The sequence below is a fragment of the Streptomyces sp. NPDC001914 genome (genome assembly GCF_042891215.1).
Lineage (GTDB): Bacteria > Actinomycetota > Actinomycetes > Streptomycetales > Streptomycetaceae > Streptomyces.
In genome coordinates, this window is record NZ_JBIASW010000001.1 from 816429 (window position 1) to 834337 (window position 17909).

Below are 17909 nucleotides of genomic sequence, written 5' to 3' on the forward strand. Positions count from 1 at the left end.
GGCCGTTGACAGGATGACGGGCCCACGCCGGAACGGTCGCCGGCACCACGGTGAGTGACCGGGACGACCGGGCACCGGTGTGCGCCGCCCGTCGCTCCACGGCCCGCCGACGTCGGGTTCCCGTGTCCGGCGGCGTGCGCCCGGCCCCTTCCTGCGGCCCCGCCGCGCGAGAGCCAGGACCGCATACAGGCCTCGGGACCCACCGGCCGCAGCCGCCCCGCGCCACCCGGACTGTCCGAAATCCGCCCTCGCGGCGCCGGGACGTTCCCCTGCGTGGACACCTCCGACACGTCAGGATGGGCTGGGGCAATACTGGCGAGCGGCACGGACGGACACCGCCGGTGGCATCGGCGCCGACGTGTTTCCCGTATCGGCCGACGGACTTACCGCACTTCTTAGGAGCCAACCGAATGAGCACTTCAGCCCAGATCGGCGTCACGGGTCTCGCGGTCATGGGGCGCAATCTCGCCCGCAACTTCGCGCGCAACGGGTACGCGGTCGCCGTGCACAACCGCACGTCGGCGAAGACGAACGCGCTCGTGGAGGAGTTCGGCCACGAGGGCACGTTCGTGGCGGCCGAGACGGCGAAGGAGTTCGTGGCGGCGCTGGAGCGGCCGCGGCGCCTGGTCATCATGGTGAAGGCGGGCGAGCCGACGGACGCGGTGATCCAGGAGTTCGCCCCGCTCCTGGAGCCCGGCGACATGATCATCGACGGTGGCAACGCGCATTTCGCGGACACCCGGCGCCGTGAGCGCGCGCTGCGCGAGCAGGGCATCCACTTCGTCGGCACGGGCGTGTCCGGCGGCGAGGAGGGCGCGCTGAACGGGCCGAGCATCATGCCGGGCGGCTCGGTCGAGTCGTACGCCTCGCTCGGCCCGATGCTGGAGAAGATCTCCGCGAAGGCCGCCGACGGGGCGCCGTGCGTCACGCACGTGGGTCCCGACGGCGCCGGGCACTTCGTGAAGATGGTCCACAACGGCATCGAGTACGCCGACATGCAGCTCATCGGCGAGGCCTACCAGCTGCTCCGCGACGTCGCCGGGTACTCCCCCGCGCAGATCGCGGACATCTTCCGCACGTGGAACACCGGCCGGCTCGACTCGTATCTGATCGAGATCACCGCCGAGGTGCTGTCGCACGTGGACGCGGCGACGGGCAAGCCGTTCGTGGACGTGGTCCAGGACCGGGCCGAGCAGAAGGGCACCGGCCGCTGGACCGTGCAGATCGCGCTGGACCTGGGTGTGCCGGTGTCGGGCATCGCCGAGGCGGTGTTCGCCCGCTCGCTGTCGGGACACGCGGACCTGCGCGCCGCCTCGCGCGGCCTCGCCGGTCCGACGGCGCGGAAGCTCGACGAGTCCGAGGCCGCGGCCTTCGCCGACCGGGTCGAGCAGGCGCTGTACGCGTCGAAGATCGTGTCGTACACGCAGGGATTCCACGAGATCACCGCGGGCAGCGACGAGTACGACTGGAACATCGACCTCGGCTCAGTCGCCTCGATCTGGCGCGGCGGCTGCATCATCCGGGCGGCCTTCCTCGACCGTATCCGTGCCGCGTACGACGCCCGGCCGGACCTGCCGAGCCTGCTGTCGGACGAGACGTTCGCCCAGGAGATCGCGGCGGCGCAGGACAGCTGGCGCGAGGTCGTCGTCGCCGCGACCCTCCAGGGTGTGCCGACGCCCGGCTTCTCGGCGGCCCTCGCCTACTACGACGCCCTGCGCGCCGAGCGGCTGCCGGCCGCGCTCACCCAGGGGCAGCGGGACTTCTTCGGAGCGCACACGTACCGCCGGACGGACCGCGAGGGGTCGTTCCACACGCTGTGGGGCGGCGACCGGTCGGAGGTCGAGGCATAGCGGTCGCCCCGCGGGCTGTCACCGGGGTGCCCTGAACCTGCCGCACGGCTGTCGCCGGGCAATCCCGGAGACGCCGTACGAGCGCCGCACGAGCGAAGCCGTCACGCGTCCCGTCACGTGCCCGGAACGGGACGCGTGACGGCTTCGGCCGTTTGATGTGGCCGGCTGCGGTGCGGCCGGGTGCCGACGAGGCTGTGCGGCTGGACGGCAGCGCCCCCAGGGCGGCTGGGCGCACCCGCGGCTGAATGCCTGCGCGGTGCGCGCATGCCGCAGAGCCGGGATGCCGGCGTGACGGTGTTCCGCGGCTAGCTGCGCTGGCCGGCGAAGAGTTCCAGGTGGGCGCAGTTGGGGCAGCGGAAGGCGTCGATCTGCCAGCGGGGCCTGCCCATCAGCCTGGCACCGCCGAGCGGGCCTCTCTGAAGCGCGCCCTCGACCCACCGCGCGAACCCGCGGGCACCTTGTCCGGAGTCCTCGACGAAGCCCGGCTCCAGCCCCACATGACCGCACTGCGTGCACCGTATGTCGTTCACGCGCGGGAGTGTATTGACGTCCTCCGGGGCCCTGGAGACCGGGGCCGATGAGTCGGTCAGAGGGACAGCCAGCGGGTCGGTGGGTCGGTGGGTCGCTCTGTTCGGGGTGGCATCAGGACAGCGGGGGTCCCGGCTGGGGCCCTGGTTCCGGCACTGGGTCGGGGCCCGGCGGCTTCGGGATCGGGGACGGTGACGGTACGGGCTCAGGTCCCGGTACGGGATCGGGCCCGCCCGGGTTCGGCACCGGGGTGGGTCCGGGTGCCGGTCCCGGTGCGGGGTCGGGGCCGGCCGGGTCCGGGCCGGGCATCGGCGGTGCGGGTGTCGGGTCCGGGAAGGGGGACGGGCCCGGGGGTTCGGGGCTCGGTCCGGGCGTGGGTGCCGGCGGCACGGGGTCGGGATACGGCTGCGTCATGGCGGTCCTCCAGCCAGTCGGTACGTCGGCCCTCTGGACTTGTCTCCCGCGTACCCAGCGCCCGAGCCCCCACTCACCCCGTCGCGCCGGGAACGGCGCCTGGACGGCCCAGGCCGGGGCACACCACCGGGGGACGGAGGGACGGTCACGTGTCACGCCCCCGCTTCGGCAGCGTCGGCTCGGCACGGCCGCGACCCTCGCAACCCGGGAGGTGCACTACCCAGCTTGCACCACTCGGCTTGTACCAACCGGCGTGCGCTGACCGGCGTGCGCTACGCGGAGGACAGTCGGCGGATCGCGTCCGCCGCGGCGGCGAGCCCGGGGCGGGGGCTCGACAGCACCGGCACCGAGGTCGTGACCAGCCCCTCGGCCGCGGTCATGGAGGCCTGGGCGAGAACGATCGCGTCGGCGTCGGCGATGGCGTCGGCGGCGTCGGCCACCGCGCGGGCGCAGCCGTCCACGTCACCCGCGTCGAACAGCGCCCACGCGCCGTCGACCAGGGCCGTACGCGCCTCGACGGGACGGCCGGCCCGGCGGGCCTCCTCCTCGACCAGGCCGACGGTCGGTTCCAGGGTGCTCGCCACGGTCGCGAGGACGACGACCCGGGAGCCCGCGGCCACCGCGGCGGCGGCCATCGGACGGTCGACGCGGAGCACCGGCACCCCGGCCTCGGTCCGTTCGGCGATGGCGCCGACGGTCGAGCAGGTGCACAGCACGACCCGGGCACCGTCGGCGACGGCGCCCGCGATGTACGCCCGGACGTCGTCGGCCACCGACTCGGGCCCTTCGCGACGGGCCCGCGCGAGGAGTTCCTCGTCGACGAGGTGCCGCAGCTCCAGCCCCGGGTGGTCCGCGTCGCGCAGGGCGTCGAAGACGGGGATGTGGGCGGGCGAGGTGTGCAGGAGGGCGAGGGGACCGAAGCGCGACCGGGACTGGTCCGGAGGCCGGACCGGGGCCGGGATTCCCGCCTGGGCCCGGGTCGGCGCCGAAGGCTCGGCCGGGGTCATCAGAACCGTCCGGGATGCGCCTTGAGCCACTCCATCGCGGCCGTCAGCAGCTCCGGGTCGGCCGCCGGAGCCTCCTCGGGATGCCGCGCGGCCCACTTCACGACGTACGGGCAGAGCGGGGCCACGACGACACCCTCGCGTGCGGCGATGCCGTACAGCTCGCGGGCGAGGGAGCCGGCGATGCCCTGGCCCTCGTGCTCCGGTTCCACGATGGTGTGCACCGGGACGAGGGCCCGCGCGGGCTCCTCCAGGACGAAGTACTCGATGTGTCCGACCACGTGGCCCCCGGCGAACGCCTCGAGGCGGCCGGCCGGCCGGTCGTCGCGGATGTCGATGTCGCTCACGGGCACTCCTCGGGTCCTGGTTCCTGGGGTCCTGCGATACCGCCGCGCCGTGGCTCAGACGGTGACGGGCACGGCCTGCGGGCTGCGCTCCTGGTCCGATCCCGGCACCGGCTCGGACGGGTCGGCACCGAGGGACACGATCCGGTTGTCACGGTCCACGTGCACGACCGCCGGCCGCAGCGAACGCGCCTCCGCGTCCTCGACCTGAGCGTAACTGATGATGATCACCAGGTCACCGGGGTGCACGAGATGGGCGGCCGCTCCGTTGATCCCGACGACACCCGAGCCGCGCTCCCCCTCGATGACGTACGTCTCCAGGCGGGCGCCGTTGGTGATGTCGACGATGTGCACGAGCTCACCAGGCAGCAGATCGGCCGCGTCGAGCAGATCGGCGTCGATGGTGACGGACCCGACGTAGTGCAGGTCGGCCTGGGTGACCGTGGCCCGGTGGATCTTGGACTTGAACATGGTACGAAGCACGAAGAAGCTCCCGATTCGTCTGCTCCCTGCCTGCTTTTGCGGGTCAAGGGCGGTCTTCACTCTACATCTGCACTCCTTCGACTCGAAGAACTTGCACAAGACCGAGCGCCCATGCGAGCAGGCTTCTCACCTGCGCATTCTGCGCGGTTCAAACTGCTGAGAAGTCCCTGATCCTGGGCGCTCACGGGAACCTGCCCAGGGCTGCCGCGGATCGGATGCCGATTTGACTGATGAGCCATCAGGCATGTGGGGGCCTTAAGGAGCGTTTGTCCTGGCCACGGTGTTCGGTACATCCCGTCAGGCTGGAGAGGTTGGTGGCCCCGCGCGTGAGCATCCCAGGATCCGCTTGCGAAGTGCGATGTGCGTGGAAGGGCGATGCGGCAATGACCCGTGCCGCCGGCTCAGCGGCACGAGGAGCTCTGGCCCTGCTGTTGGCGCTACGCCTCCACGCATGTCGGCGTTGAGTGGTTCGAGATCGAGAGGCCGCACCTGTCGATGGCACTGCGCTGGGAGAGGGCCGTCTCGGACGGTCTTCCCCCTGGCGTCTCGCATGCCTTCGGAATCTCGACAGGGCCCTGAGCCGATTCCAGGTCGTTGAAATATCGCCGCCCGACTATTGGTAGCTGCCAGAGTAGGGCAGCGCCTGTGGCGCCTGGCATAGCGCGGCAATGGTCATCGACGAGCGTTGACACTCGGGTGAGCGTGGTTCGGCGCTCGCCCATCGGATAGGGGTGCTCGCGTTCGGCCTGCGTCGCCCGGCAGCTACAAGTACTTCCAGTTCGGGGTTGATTCACGGGTGAGGCGTCGGCCCATGAGAGCGATCATCGAGACGGGGATTGCGACTTCGCAGCAGTAGGGGTGGGTTTTGTAGTCGCCGGCCAGGCGGTGGTGGTGCATGAGCCAGCCCAAGGTGCGCTAGACGACCCCGTGCCGAGCGATCTCTTTGAAGCCTTTGTTGCCCGCTCGCGTTGGACGACTTCGACGTCGATGCCGAGGCGTGTGAGACGGTCGATGGCTCTCGTGCGGTAGCGGGTTTCGGATCACGCTTTGGTCACGCGCGGATGAATGGCGGCGATGCGCGACATCGGGTGCACGGTGCCGACGTTGCAAAGCCCTTCGGGCCTCATTCGGCTGACGGAGCGCCACTCAGAGCTACGAACTTCGAGCGAGCCAATGATCTTCGCCCTCCCGGGAACCCCCGAGCGCCCGACGGATCCGAGACGATCCTGTTCGGATCGATTCTCCTCCGTAGCGACTGAACCCCGAAGCCCCGCATCCCTCCGCCGGTCGATCAACGAGAGAATCGTTTCTTCTCACGAGTTGCGCTTCCAACGGTCGCGGCAGTGGGTACCGTTGCCTGTGCCTGCGTTCTCACCTCGAGCGCCACACGAAGATCCTCTTCTGCCGTTACGCCTGCACACCCCAACTGGGATCCGTCGAGCACGCCGACCCATCCCGGCCTGTCCGGTCCCGCCAACCAAGTAGGGAGAGTGACGCGTGACAGAGGCCATTGTGACTGCTGCTCTCGCCAAGATTTCTGAAGGATCCGGCGCTGCGATCGTCGACCTCATCCGCCGTCACCTTTCCCGAAATCAGGACCCTTCACATGAACCAGACGTCCTGACCCGTGCCGAGCACGGAACTCTCTCCGCGGATGACAGGCGTGAACTTCAAGCTCTGCTATTCACGCACGCGAATACGGACCCGGAATTCCGGGAACATCTGCACAGGTTTTCAATGTCCGCCGGCGCCAACAATTCCGTGACATCAAGCAACGTGCAGAAACTCATTCAGGCCCAGAACATCGGTAACATCTCGATGTGACCGATGACGCACCGGGGATACGAAAAACCTGAGTCACCCAGGTCTGCACCGATGGAAAATCATTGGAGGAAAGGCTCAGTGAATCCCGGGCAGGAAGGCGTCCCGCATAACATCGCGGAACGCCTGTCGGCGAATCAACTGCTGCAGGTGGGGTCGTCGGGGCCGATATATGTCCAGCGCTCACCTTCGGTGAACTACGCGGAAGTACCTCACATGCTGCCCGGCGGCGTGGGCCGGGTCATCGGCCGGTCGCATCTCTTGACGGCGATGGACGACGCCATGGGGTCCTCAGGATCTCGATGCTGTGTGCTGTGGGGTCTGGCCGGAGCAGGCAAGACAACCCTGGCCCTAGCATGGTCGGGATCACGGCTCCAGGATTACCCCGACGGGCAGTTCTTCGTCGACATGCAAGCATATTCGAATGCCCCGAAGGTGGAACCCCGTGACGCCCTGCGTATTTTCCTGGCCGCGCTCGGCGTAAGCCCCTCTGATTTGCCTGACGACACAGGATGGGGCAACGCGTTTCTCGCAGCGACAGCGGGGAAAAGATGCCTGGTAATCATTGACAACGTGTCGACCTATGACGATGTCAAAGAACTCGTACCCGGCGTCGGCTCCAGCCTGATCGTTACAAGTCGACGCGCCATCCCAGAAATGATCATCCGACACCAAGCTCAGGTCCTCAAATTGCCTCTGCTCAGCATCGAAGAAGGCATCGAACTGCTTGCGGAACGCGTGGGCTTCGTCCGCGTCGGAAAGGACAACCACAGCGCGACCCGCATCGTCGAACTGCTGGAGGGACACCCACTGGCTCTTGCCATCGTCGCCGCCAAACTGGCCGTCCACACCACCTGGGACCTCCAGGACGCACTCGACGGTATCCAGTCCGGAGACACACCCCTGGGGTTCCTCGACGATGCTGATCTCGGAATAGAGGTCGGAAGGGTCGTCTCTTGGTCCGTCGAAGACCTTGACCCTGAAACCAAATACGCGCTGTACGCGGCATCAATGTTGCCCAATACCGAGCTCTCCAGTGCTGTGTTGCGGCTCGTGCTCGACCAGGACGAATCCAGATGCGATCGGATCCTGCGCGCGCTGAGTCTCGCGTCCCTGATCGACGAGATCAGCCGAGGGCACTACCGTATGCACGACATCATCCGTGCATACCTATCAGAGACGCGCGCGCAGGTACTGAATACCGAACAACAGACCAACATCGCACGTCGGATCCGCATCACCTACCTCGCGCTCAGCTTCGCAGCCGACCAAGCCATCGACCCCGACCGGTCCCCGGTCGCGCTGGGCGACGTCGTAGAACGGATCGCTGGCGAAGCCCGATTCACCGTTCCCGAGGCACTCACATGGTTCCGTACCATTACGCCGTCCATGGTCCGCCTGATGGACGAAGCATCGGACGCCCACGACTATGAGTTCGTCACTCGCTTCGCCTGGTGCGTCAACACCTACCTCTACTGGCGACAAGACGCTCCCAAAACGCTCGAGGTCCAAGAACGTGCTCTCCAGGCAGCCATGGTCGGCGACCGCCCAATGGAGGCTCACTGTCGGCGTGGCCTGGGAAGGGCGCTCGCCGACGCCGGACGGCTCGGCTTGGCAAAGGAACAACTCCTGGCAGCCCTCAGCATTGAAAGTGCCCGCGGAGACAACAGCCAGGCAGCCTCCACCCAACACGCCATGGCGGAACTCTCACTCCGCTCCGGCTCCTATCACCAGGCACTGCGGTGGGGGCTGCGCGCCGCCAGAGAGTCCCGACGCAACAACAACGCCGTGCGCGAAGCCCGAGGCTTGTATGACGCTGCACGAGCCCTCATCGAGCTGGGACGCTACACCTGGGCCGAAGACCTGGGCCTGCGCAGCCTGACGATCTGCGAGGAGAGGACGAACGCGTACGGCCGTGCACTCGCTCTGCGAGTCCTGGGGACAGTCGGAGTCAAATCCGGAGACCTCGAGAAGGGCTGCACTTGGTTGGAGCGTGCCTGGCGAGCCGAAGAAGCACTCGGGAACACTCGTTCCGTCCGAGCAATTCTGCGACAGCTCGAAGAGGCCTACACCCAAGTCGGGAACGACAACGCGGTGTCCGAGGTCCATCGCGTCCTCGCAGATCTCGACCGCTTCGTCGGCGCAGACGAGCCCAGGTGAAAGGCAACCACATGGCCCTGCGTCACACACCCCTCGTCCCTTCCGAACGACTGGCCAGCCCGGCCTCCTACCGTCAGCTCTCGCGCCAGACAGAGGACGCCCGCTTTCGCGCCATGTTGGACAATCTCATCGGAACGCAAGCCCTCGGTCCCTTGAGCCGAGGGCTCGGTCGAGAGGGAGCCGTCAGTACGACCGGACTGCTCCCGGCAGCCCAGTTCGAAGACTTCCGGAAGACCTACGACGCTGAGATGCGCACAGGCGGCAGCCGCGGCACGCTGCATAGTTACCTGAACATCGCCTCGTCGACACCGTTGCTGACAAACGCCGGCTTGTGGGACGCCGTCGCGCACCCGCTTTTCGCCGTCCTCATCGCGCATGCACTGGGCGGCCCGATAAAGATCATCGACATGCGGGCCAAGGACACGTTCCCTGTCGACGTCGTCGCCCGGGACAACACCCTGCACTTGGACAACAGCCCCTTCATGGACGAGTACAAAGTAGTTGTCACCTGGGGCCTGGGCAGCGCACAGGGGCCCTCGGGCCAGGGACTGACCTACCTGCCTCGCACGAACCGGCTTTTCAGACAGTGCTTCGTGGAAGCGGACGGGAGCGTATGGAGCGACGAAGACGCCTGCATCTTTCCGTTCGAGGGCCGAGTCGATGAAGTGCTCATGGCACAGGCGGACTTCCGTGAAACGCCTGACCCACTCGTGGTCCACTTGACCGATCTGGACGCACCGTGTCATACGATATTCGCGGCAAGCAGACTGGTCCACCATCGGTACCGCACCTCGACCGGAGCGGCCCGAAGTGCTGTCATGGCGTCCTTCCACCGCACCGATGACAGCGAGGAACAACTAGGCTCCAAGGAACCTGGTAACACGCCCCTCAAGCAATTCCTCATTGCCGGCGGATCACAAGAACAATTTCTTTCCGCCGTATACCAAGAAAAGCCCGTCATCGAAGCGGCCTTGGACCAACTTTCCGCAAGACCGGACCTTCTGGTGGACCCTCGGCGACACACGCTCACCGGAACGGCATTCGCTCGGTGGCACTCACGTCAATGTGCAGGGGTCACGCTCAACAACCTGCGCACACGACAAATGTCCCGACACTCCACGGGCCGTACTTCTCTTGTCGACCGACTCGTGGAAAGACTCCAGTTCGACCTGCAAGGCCCCCTCAATATGCCCTTCTTCGCCGATATGAGGGAGACGCGGCGCAAGCGCGCGCGGATCTGGCTTCGGGAAATGTCAGCTGAGGACATCCACGAAGTCATCGAAGCAGAGTGCATGACATCGCCCCTCAGCCCAGCGGGACAGAAAGGCGCCCACGGTTCCGCCAATGCCCTCCGCAGCCTCCTGCTGAACCTCGACCGACTGCTGGCCCAGGCACCATCGACAGCCGAAGGCGGTGCCATGCGAGGATCGACAGACGCATGCTCCGTTCTTTCCTTGCCGCCCTTCATCCGGGACCTCACCGTAACAGCGAGTTGGCTGGAGGAAGGAGACAAAGACTCTTTAACCACAGCTATGGCGTTCGCCCTCCTCGCCTCCGCTCTGAGCACAAGTCGGTTCAGCCTGGGAGACGAAGGCCACCACATCACTAGACGGCTGCTTCATGGCTACGCGGCCTTGGCGATCGACAATGTGGACACACACTCATGACATCGGATCGCCACAGGCTCGATGTCTACCTACAGTCGGTCAATGAACAGATCCAAACGACGAAAATGTCATCAGAGCTTTGGTTTCGGAGCCCTCCTCGACATCAGATCCGCGCAAACGACGAATTCGCTCGGTCCCTTATGAGCGAAGGACTGGCGGCTACCGTATCGCCCGCCATCTCTGCTACAGAACTGCCAGTGGTCCGCGTCAGTACAGTACGCAGCCGGTACTGGGCTCAGGCCACACGAACTCGAGATGCCGCAATCCACTTCGGGGCGGCCGGCCACCCTTTCCTCGACCAGTACTTCACAGCCGACGTTGGACGAAGCGGCGAGGCTGCTCACGAACGAGCCCGACGGACCGTGGCCCGCTCCACACCAGCGGACTACCTGCTACGTAGTATCGATCGGCTCGCAGCAGCGACCGACGCCGATCCGGCAGCAGCCTGCCGCAAGAGCATGCGCATACTGGCGCGGGACTGGCCACGCTTTGTCCATGCCTGTCAGGAACCACCAGACTCCGCACTGCCCGCGTCGCGCGTCCTGCGCGAGTTCTACCACTCCACCGCGAGAGAAGACCCGTCGAGCAACGGTCACAGGTACGCACCACCCGGCTCGCCAAGCGATGGCCCACCGGTACTGCTCACGGAGGCCGAAGCACGCGGGATGGCAACGTCGTACATGCTCGGCCGACTCCCGTTTACGGCCCGGGAATACCGCATGGCCGCAAAACTTTCGGCCATGCCCCGACTGCAGTCAGCTCTGCTGGCCGTTCAACTGCACCTCACCGCCTCCTCTGCGGAGCCGCTGGCCAACCTCGTGGCGAGCCTAGGGACACCGCGAGTCCTGCTGCCATTCACCGAAGCCTTCGTCGACGGATTCGGTTACGGCTCATCGAAGCGAATCGACTTGTGTCCGAACCCCAAGCTGATCACGGTCCTGTGCAACAACGTCGTACCTGCCATCGCCGGCGAACTCCTACTCAAAGGGGCTCAGGCTGCCGACCTAGACTCCGACTCCATCCGAGCCGGTGTCACCGCCGCGAGACGACGTCACATATACGAGATAATGATCGCGCTCTTCAACAGAGTAGACACTCTTCCCTCTGACATCGTGGCGCTGTCCGGATTCAACCGGCGTGTGTGTCCCGCCGCCGTGCCCTTCTCAGCATTCCTCGAAGAATGGCTCCCCTATTACTTCGACCGTCTTGCATAGAGCATGCTCCGATCCGGGACCTACCCATCGTAGATCAGGCCCCGTTCCCGTCGTCAGGCGGATGGGGGAAGGAGACCTCCACCGTGCCACTCTGAATGACAGGACCATAGGCCGTACCGCCGCTGATGATGTTGGTCACCGAACCTCGTGGATCCGATGGCACTGCTTGCGCGGTGGACGGTGGCTGGGCATCTTCACTTTCGGGGAGGGTAAGCATGAGACGGCGCAGGGTGGTGAAAGTGCGGTGACCAGCCGAGTCTGCCTTGAGGATCGTGGAATGGTCGCCTGGCAGGGCGGCGGTGTCAGGGAATACTGACTGCGCGGACGCGGCCGGAACGACACGATCACTCTCCCCGGCAAAGACTCGGAAGTCGATTGGGCACGTACGGGCTGTGACAGCGGTGGCGTGCACGACATCACGCAAGATCGTGCGCAGCGTCGCGGTCACCTGGGCGTTGAGCGGCCGCAAGTCCTTCTCCTGAGGATGGCCCAGGCCCAGAATGTTGCGACGCAGCGACAGCAACAGTTCTGAACCATTGTTGGGGCAGGCCAGCATCACCACACGCTTGATGCGGACGAGTTCCTGGCCCGCTCCGTCCGCCAGCATGCGGGCCAGATACCGTTGACCCACCAGGCCGCCCTGACTATGGGTCACGAGCATCAGCCTCTCGAAGTCGCCCGCCTCCGTGGCCAGGAACTCCTTAAGGCTGTCGGCGACGGTATCGATCGACGGAAAGATGCGCAGAGGGTGCAGTCGCTTCACTCCAGTCGCGTACTCGAAGTGCAGCGTTTCAACGAAGCCCAGTTCCTCGTCGTTTGCAATGAGCTGCGCAAGGGTTTGCCACGCCTCGGGCCCGGACCTGATCCCGTGGATCGTCACCACACCAAGCCGACCGTCGCTCAACGTTTCGCCCCTCGCTCGGCGTTGATGGGAACTACACGCTATCTTCTCCATGCCCTGAAATCCTGCGGGATGCCATACCGCGACTGAGATCATCGCGCCCAGTAGCAACGCGCTGACATGCTCGTCGACGCAACCGTCGGCCAACTGTTGGCACTGGCCGGTCGCGAAGGTCGTCCTGCCCGAGCCTCAGGCGTGGGCCAGGCGCAGCTTTCCCGCCTGCACTCGGCCCCGGTGGCGCACCGACTGGTCCCAGCACACTTGGCGCCCAACCGCCCCGACGGCCCCGCAGATCGGTCTTGCTGCGGCTGCGGACGTGAAACCCTCATAACTGTGCCCAAGTTCAGGGCTGCGACGCCTATGATAATCGTCACGTCTCCTCGACCGCAGGGAAGATCCATGTTTCCAGCAAGCGAAGGAACAGACGCGATCAAAGCGAGCAGGGGTCGATGATGGGCCGGACAGGAATCGTCTTCATTCACGGTATCGCTTCCGGCCCGCAGGCATGGAACGAGCTGCTTGCGCTCATGACGGCGGACGATCGATTCACCGAGGGCTTCAGCTTCGAACTGTTCGAGTACGACAGTCGCCTAGTGGGCAACCGCATGCTCACTCGCGTGCCCACCTATCGCACTGCGGCCGATAAACTACGGACCCGATTCGCTCGATACAGAACGTCATACGATCGGCTCATTTTCGTGACGCACAGTCAAGGAGGTTTGGTTCTCCAGACGTTCTTGTCCCGCGTACTGGGGACCTCGGACGGCGAGGAACTGCGGTGCATTGCGAAGATCGTTCTCATCGCCTGCCCCAACGGTGGCTCGGGCATCTTCCTCACACCCAGGCGCGTGGTCGGCATCCTGTATCCGCACGCACAGGAACGGCGCCTGCGACCGCTGGACGAAGAGATCGCCGACACACACCGCCATGTCGTGCAGAGCGTCGACAAAGCCACCGAGGTCACAGCTGGAATGTGTCCGATCCCCATCACGGCCTACGCGGCCGAGAACGACCGGATCGTCAACCGGGCCTCGGCGTACGGATCGTTCCGCGCTCACGGTGTGCTGCCCGGCAATCATGCGACGGTCATCCGTCCCGCATCGGCCAAGGACCCGGGATATCTCGATCTGAGTGAGGAACTGCTACGCGGCGCTGCAGCCCGGGCCGCCCCCATCGGAACGCAGCACACGTTCCCCTCCTTCGGTGCGCCGCTGGCCGCGGAGGCCAGCCGCACCGGCACGGCGGCGAGCAACCTTCCCCGACTTACGATCGACCGGCTCGTCGGGCGTGATGCCGAGAGCACCCGTCTGCTGCATTTCATACGACAGCGGCCGGGCGAGCTCGTCCTCGTGGAAGGCCTGGCCGGGGCCGGCAAGACCACTCTGACGCTGTACATCTGCCACCAGGCACTCAAGCTGGCGGAGTACGAGGCCGTCGTCTGGCTCTCGGCGTGCACCACCACCCTCCAGGCGGAAGGCCAGGTACCGACGACCACGAGCGCCTCGGACCTGGGCGATCTCACCGCGACGCTCGCCATCACCCTCGGCCGTCGCGACCTGTTGCTCCTCCCGGCGGACCAGCGCGCCACCGCGCTGGCGACCGTCCTCACCCGGCTCCGCTGCGTCATCGTCCTCGACAACTTCGAGAGCGTCACCGACCCGAGAACCCTGCCTTACCTGCGTGAACTGCCCGAGAGCTGCTCCGTCGTCATCACCAGCCGCCGCAGGATCGACGTGGTGCACCGGATCCGCCTCCAGCCGCTGGGCTCCGTCGACACTGCGGAGCTGGTCCGCTTCGAGTTCGCCCGGCGCCAGCTCGCCTATGACGTGGCCACTGCCAACCTCGTCGCGGATCTGTGCGCCGGGATCCCGCTCGCGGTCAACTGGCTGGTCGGCCAACTCATGCTGGGGGCGCCACACTTGCCGGCTGAGCGGCGGCGGGTCAGTGACGAGAGACTGCTGCTCTACCTGTTCAAGAACGGTGTGGAACAGGTCTCCGACGAGAGAGGCATCGTGACCCTGCTGCTTCTCGCACACCCACCCGGTTCGCTGCCTGGCCAGGTCGTGGATGCAGCCCTGGTGCAGTTGGAGACGGAGGAGTCGGCCGCGACTCGAGCCCTGTCGAACCTGATCATCCTGAACCTCATCGAGTACGACGGCCCCACAGCGCGCTACTCGGTCCTGCCGATCATCAAGCGGTTCCTGCTCGAGGACACCGCGCCGGTCCAGGCGAGGGACCTGGACGTACTCGAACGAGTCGAGGACGCCTACGCCAGGGCGCTGATCTCCTACCTCAACACCGAGGCAGAAGTCCTTTGGCGCACCGGTTACACACTGGCCCGGTGGGACGCGGACCGCACTAACACCTTGAGCACCATCGGCCGCCTGCTCAGCAAGGGAAAGGCAGGGCTCGCCGCCGACCTCCTCCTGGCGTTCTATCCCTTCGCCATCACCTTCGGGCACTTCAACGAATTCCTCGCGCTGACCACGACACTGCTCCAGTGGCCGGCTTTTGCCGGTATGCCCGACCAACGAGTGCGCATCAAAGCCCGCCGGACGTCACTGCTCTTCCACGCCGGCGCCATCGACGAGGCAGAGGCGGAACTGAGCGAGACGTACCGCCAGTTCCTGACACTGGACGACGTCGACGACTCGCTGAATGACATGATCTTCTTCGTGAGGAGCGTCATCGCCGTGTCCCGCCGCTCGCCCGAGGCTCCGAAGATCCTTGACGAGGCCATCGCGTTCGCCCGCCACCGAGGTGTGGCCTGGGCAATCCTCGGTTTCGAGGGCTGGCTCGTGCTGCACCTGGTGGATGTGGGCCGACTGGAGGAAGCCAACCACTTGCTGGCACGGACGCTGCGCGAATGCCGGGAGATCGGAGACTTCCGAACCAGCGTGTTCCTCAACGTCGGTCTGGCCCGACTGCGCTCCGCCCGTGGCCAGTTCGAGCAGATCGTCGAGGAGTCGGAGTCGGTGCTGTCACTCGCCTACGAGTTCGGCGAGGACCACAACCGGGCGCACATCCTACTTGAGGTTGGCCGCGCCCATCAGCGGCTGAACCACCCACAGGACGCCCGCCGCCACGTGGAGGCTGCCCGCGAGCTGTACGTGAGGATCGGGGCGGGATTCGGCGTCAGGGAGTGCGACGACATGCTCGGTGTGCTGGGCAAGATTCCCTGAGCCGGTAGGCGCACGCGGCTACGGCCTCCCCCGAGCCCGTAGCGACCTCGGCAGGTCGAGCGATCCTGGAGGCAGGCAGGGAGGATCGCTGCGAAAGAGCCGTGCTGTAGCGGATCTGCTCCACGAGCAGGCGGTGGCTAGCGTCGAGATCGGCTCTGCGGGACACGAGTACGGCTTTGAGCCATTTCTTTATGGATGAGTCAGCTGTCAGCCCATATGGAGAGCTGGCGTACGCATAGGTGGGCGATGGTGGACGAAACACCACCGATTCGGGCCGTATGCCTCTGCCAGGTTGGCGAGCTGGGTCCCGCCCACGCACATCCGGGCCAATTCGTCATCCAGTTCCTGAACAGGTTCAACGAGTGTCTGGTGCTGGTCCCTGCGTTCGTCGTACGCGTCGTCACCTTCACTCCATGGCGTGTTCACCGCCGTTCAACTCCCTCCCAAGACACCGTGGTGAACGGAGCGTTAGCGACCTCAATCAGCGCGGCGCCGGGAGACGACCGTCGGGAAGGATGCGACCATGCCCAGCCAATGGATCAACCTGACAGCGTTTCGACTCTTCGAGGACGAGGACGAGAACGAGGCCCCGGACCCGGGGCGGGGCCTTGATCCGTCGTCGGCTGCGGAGCCGCCCCCGACGTCGGGTGATGAAGACCTGCGGCCCGGACAGGTTGCCTGCCGGAACTGCCGCGTCACGTACGACTCGGGCAACCCGGACGAGGTGAAGCTGCACACCGAGTCCGTGAACTGCGGGCAGTCGTGCCGGTGTGTCGGACGTCCGCGTTGTTACACGTGCGGTGGTTCGTTCTGCTGGTGTGCCGAGCACTGATTCAGGCGTCGCCGAGAGGCTCGGACGTGTCGGTGGACGGGGTGCCGGGCGGCGTCGCAAGGGCGGCTGCACGGGTCGGCTTCCGTGATGTGCCGGCTCGGCGCGGAAGGCGACCGCGCGTCACCGCCGCCGTCAGCGCTCCGGCCAGCAGCCCCCAGAACGCGGAACCCACGCCGAGCAGTGTCACCCCGGATGCGGTGGCCAGGAACGTGACGACCGCCGCTTCCCTCCAGTTGTCGTCCGAGACGGCGGAGGCCAGCGAGTTTCCGATGGTGTTGAGCAGGCCGAGTCCGGCGATGCCGAGGATGAGGGCGGCCGGCAGTGCCGTCAGCAGCGAGCCCACCGTTCCGCCGAGGATGCCCACGCACAGGTAGAAGATTCCCGCCCAGACTCCGGCCAAGTAGCGCCGTTCCGGGTCCTCGTGCGCCTCACGCCCCGTGCAGATGGCCGCCGTGATGGCGGCGAGGTTCAGGCCGAAGCAGCCGAACGGCGCGAGCAGCAGATTGGCGGAGCCGGTCCAGGTGATGAGCGGCGACACCGGCACCCGGTCGTAGCCGTCGCCGCGCAAGACCGCGACGCCCGGTAGATTCTGCGACGCCATCGTGACGACGAACAATGGCAACGCGACACTGACGATCACCTGCCACGAGAACGCGGGGGCCGTGAACACCGGTTCGGCGAAGGCGAATCGAATCCTCCCCGGTCTGAGCGAGCCCTGTCCTGCCGCGACCGCGACGCCTACCGCGAGCGCCAGGATGATCGCGTAGCGGGGCAGCAATCGCCGCCCGAGCAGATAGACCGCGAAAATGGAGAACACGACGGCGAAATGACCGTCCATACCGGCGAAGAGTCCGGTGCCGAACTGCACGAGCACCCCGGCGAGCAGGCCCGCCGCGAGCGGTACGGGGATCCTTCCCATCACTCGCTCGAACCAGCCCGTGAGCCCGCTGAGCACGATCAGCGCGGCGGACACGATGAAGGCGCCGACCGCTTGCGCCATCGTCACCCCGTCCAGGCCGGACACCAGCAACGCCGCCCCGGGGGTGGACCACGCGGTGACGACAGGAGCCCGGTACCGCAGGGACAGGCCGATACAGGTGACCCCCATACCGACTCCGAGAGCCAGCATCCATGAGCTGAGCTCTCTCGGTCCCGCCCCGGCCGCCCTCGCGGCGGCGAAGACGATCGCCGCGGAACTGGTGACCCCCACCAGCACCGCGATCAGGCCGGCCGACACGGCGGCGGCCGACGCGGCCCTGGGCAACTTCTGATGATCGATCTCGCTCACCGGACAGATTTTCGCCAGTCCCTTGCAGATCGGACAACCCATATCCCACTGTCCGAGACCGCTTTGCGGTGGGAGGGCGATCCGTCGTGTCGTCGGAGGGTCACGTGCGAGCCGGGACGCACCCTTCCCGGTCACGTCAAGATCGATACACAGAGTTTTCCTCTGCCCCCGACCTAAGGGAAAGTGCGCCCCGATTCGGACACGCCACGCCAAAGAAGTTC

12 protein-coding genes are annotated in these 17909 nt (G+C 66.2%); 6 read left to right on the top strand and 6 right to left on the bottom strand.

Features of this window, described 5'->3' with window-relative positions; all coding sequences use genetic code 11:
• The first annotated feature begins 410 nt into the window (after nt 1-410).
• Nucleotides 411-1850, top strand: a complete 1440-nt coding sequence (gndA, locus tag ACFYYF_RS03930; RefSeq protein WP_361675767.1) for an NADP-dependent phosphogluconate dehydrogenase — start codon at nt 411-413, stop codon at nt 1848-1850.
• Between the two features lie 305 nt (nt 1851-2155).
• On the opposite strand, the gene ACFYYF_RS03935 is transcribed toward gndA, so the two are convergent.
• The 4 genes from ACFYYF_RS03935 to panD all read right to left on the bottom strand — a co-directional run bounded on the left by ACFYYF_RS03935 (nt 2156) and on the right by panD (nt 4623).
• Complete coding sequence (locus tag ACFYYF_RS03935) at nt 2156-2380, bottom strand: hypothetical protein (protein ID WP_382779137.1); 225 nt, start codon at nt 2378-2380, stop codon at nt 2156-2158.
• A 684-nt stretch (nt 2381-3064) separates the two neighbouring features.
• Entirely contained in the window at nt 3065-3799 is a 735-nt protein-coding gene (locus ACFYYF_RS03940; protein ID WP_388771116.1) for an aspartate/glutamate racemase family protein, read from the bottom strand.
• Complete coding sequence (locus tag ACFYYF_RS03945; protein WP_361675793.1) at nt 3799-4143, bottom strand: GNAT family N-acetyltransferase; 345 nt, start codon at nt 4141-4143, stop codon at nt 3799-3801. The genes ACFYYF_RS03940 and ACFYYF_RS03945 overlap by 1 nt, the downstream gene beginning before the upstream one ends.
• Before the next feature lie 54 nt (nt 4144-4197).
• Nucleotides 4198-4623 (bottom strand): aspartate 1-decarboxylase, encoded by a 426-nt coding sequence (gene panD / locus ACFYYF_RS03950; protein WP_361675795.1) that lies wholly within the window; start codon nt 4621-4623, stop codon nt 4198-4200.
• Nucleotides 4624-6120: 1497 nt separating this feature from the next.
• Between panD and ACFYYF_RS03955 the strand changes: the two genes are divergently transcribed.
• The 4 genes from ACFYYF_RS03955 (at nt 6121) to ACFYYF_RS03970 (ending at nt 11485) form a co-directional block, all read left to right on the top strand.
• A complete protein-coding gene (locus ACFYYF_RS03955) occupies nt 6121-6447 on the top strand; it encodes a hypothetical protein (RefSeq protein WP_388771120.1) in 327 nt (108 codons plus the stop codon).
• Nucleotides 6448-6525: 78 nt separating this feature from the next.
• Nucleotides 6526-8604 (top strand): NB-ARC domain-containing protein, encoded by a 2079-nt coding sequence (locus tag ACFYYF_RS03960; protein ID WP_388771123.1) that lies wholly within the window; start codon nt 6526-6528, stop codon nt 8602-8604.
• Nucleotides 8601-10271 (top strand): hypothetical protein, encoded by a 1671-nt coding sequence (locus ACFYYF_RS03965; RefSeq protein WP_388771126.1) that lies wholly within the window; start codon nt 8601-8603, stop codon nt 10269-10271. The genes ACFYYF_RS03960 and ACFYYF_RS03965 overlap by 4 nt, the downstream gene beginning before the upstream one ends.
• 740 nt (nt 10272-11011) lie before the next feature.
• Complete coding sequence (locus ACFYYF_RS03970; RefSeq protein WP_388771129.1) at nt 11012-11485, top strand: hypothetical protein; 474 nt, start codon at nt 11012-11014, stop codon at nt 11483-11485.
• A gap of 34 nt (nt 11486-11519) precedes the next feature.
• On the opposite strand, the gene ACFYYF_RS03975 is transcribed toward ACFYYF_RS03970, so the two are convergent.
• Nucleotides 11520-12389, bottom strand: a complete 870-nt coding sequence (locus ACFYYF_RS03975; protein ID WP_388771131.1) for an esterase/lipase family protein — start codon at nt 12387-12389, stop codon at nt 11520-11522.
• A gap of 446 nt (nt 12390-12835) precedes the next feature.
• On the opposite strand from ACFYYF_RS03975, the gene ACFYYF_RS03980 reads away from it, so the two are divergent.
• Nucleotides 12836-15568 carry an NB-ARC domain-containing protein gene (locus tag ACFYYF_RS03980; RefSeq protein ID WP_388771134.1) on the top strand — a complete coding sequence of 911 codons (2733 nt, stop codon included), beginning with the start codon at nt 12836-12838 and terminating at the stop codon, nt 15566-15568.
• Between the two features lie 833 nt (nt 15569-16401).
• Here ACFYYF_RS03980 and ACFYYF_RS03985 read toward each other — a convergent pair.
• Complete coding sequence (locus tag ACFYYF_RS03985; RefSeq protein WP_388771136.1) at nt 16402-17688, bottom strand: benzoate/H(+) symporter BenE family transporter; 1287 nt, start codon at nt 17686-17688, stop codon at nt 16402-16404.
• Between the last annotated feature and the right edge of the window lie 221 nt (nt 17689-17909).

What these genes read in the sequence shown, in the direction of transcription:
- gndA (WP_361675767.1), top strand. Translation starts at nt 411, where the DNA reads ATGAGCACTTCAGCCCAGATCGGCGTCACGGGTCTCGCGGTCATGGGG.
- ACFYYF_RS03940 (WP_388771116.1), bottom strand. Translation starts at nt 3,799, where the DNA reads ATGACCCCGGCCGAGCCTTCGGCGCCGACCCGGGCCCAGGCGGGAATC.
- ACFYYF_RS03970 (WP_388771129.1), top strand. Translation starts at nt 11,012, where the DNA reads ATGCCCCGACTGCAGTCAGCTCTGCTGGCCGTTCAACTGCACCTCACC.
- ACFYYF_RS03980 (WP_388771134.1), top strand. Translation starts at nt 12,836, where the DNA reads ATGATGGGCCGGACAGGAATCGTCTTCATTCACGGTATCGCTTCCGGC.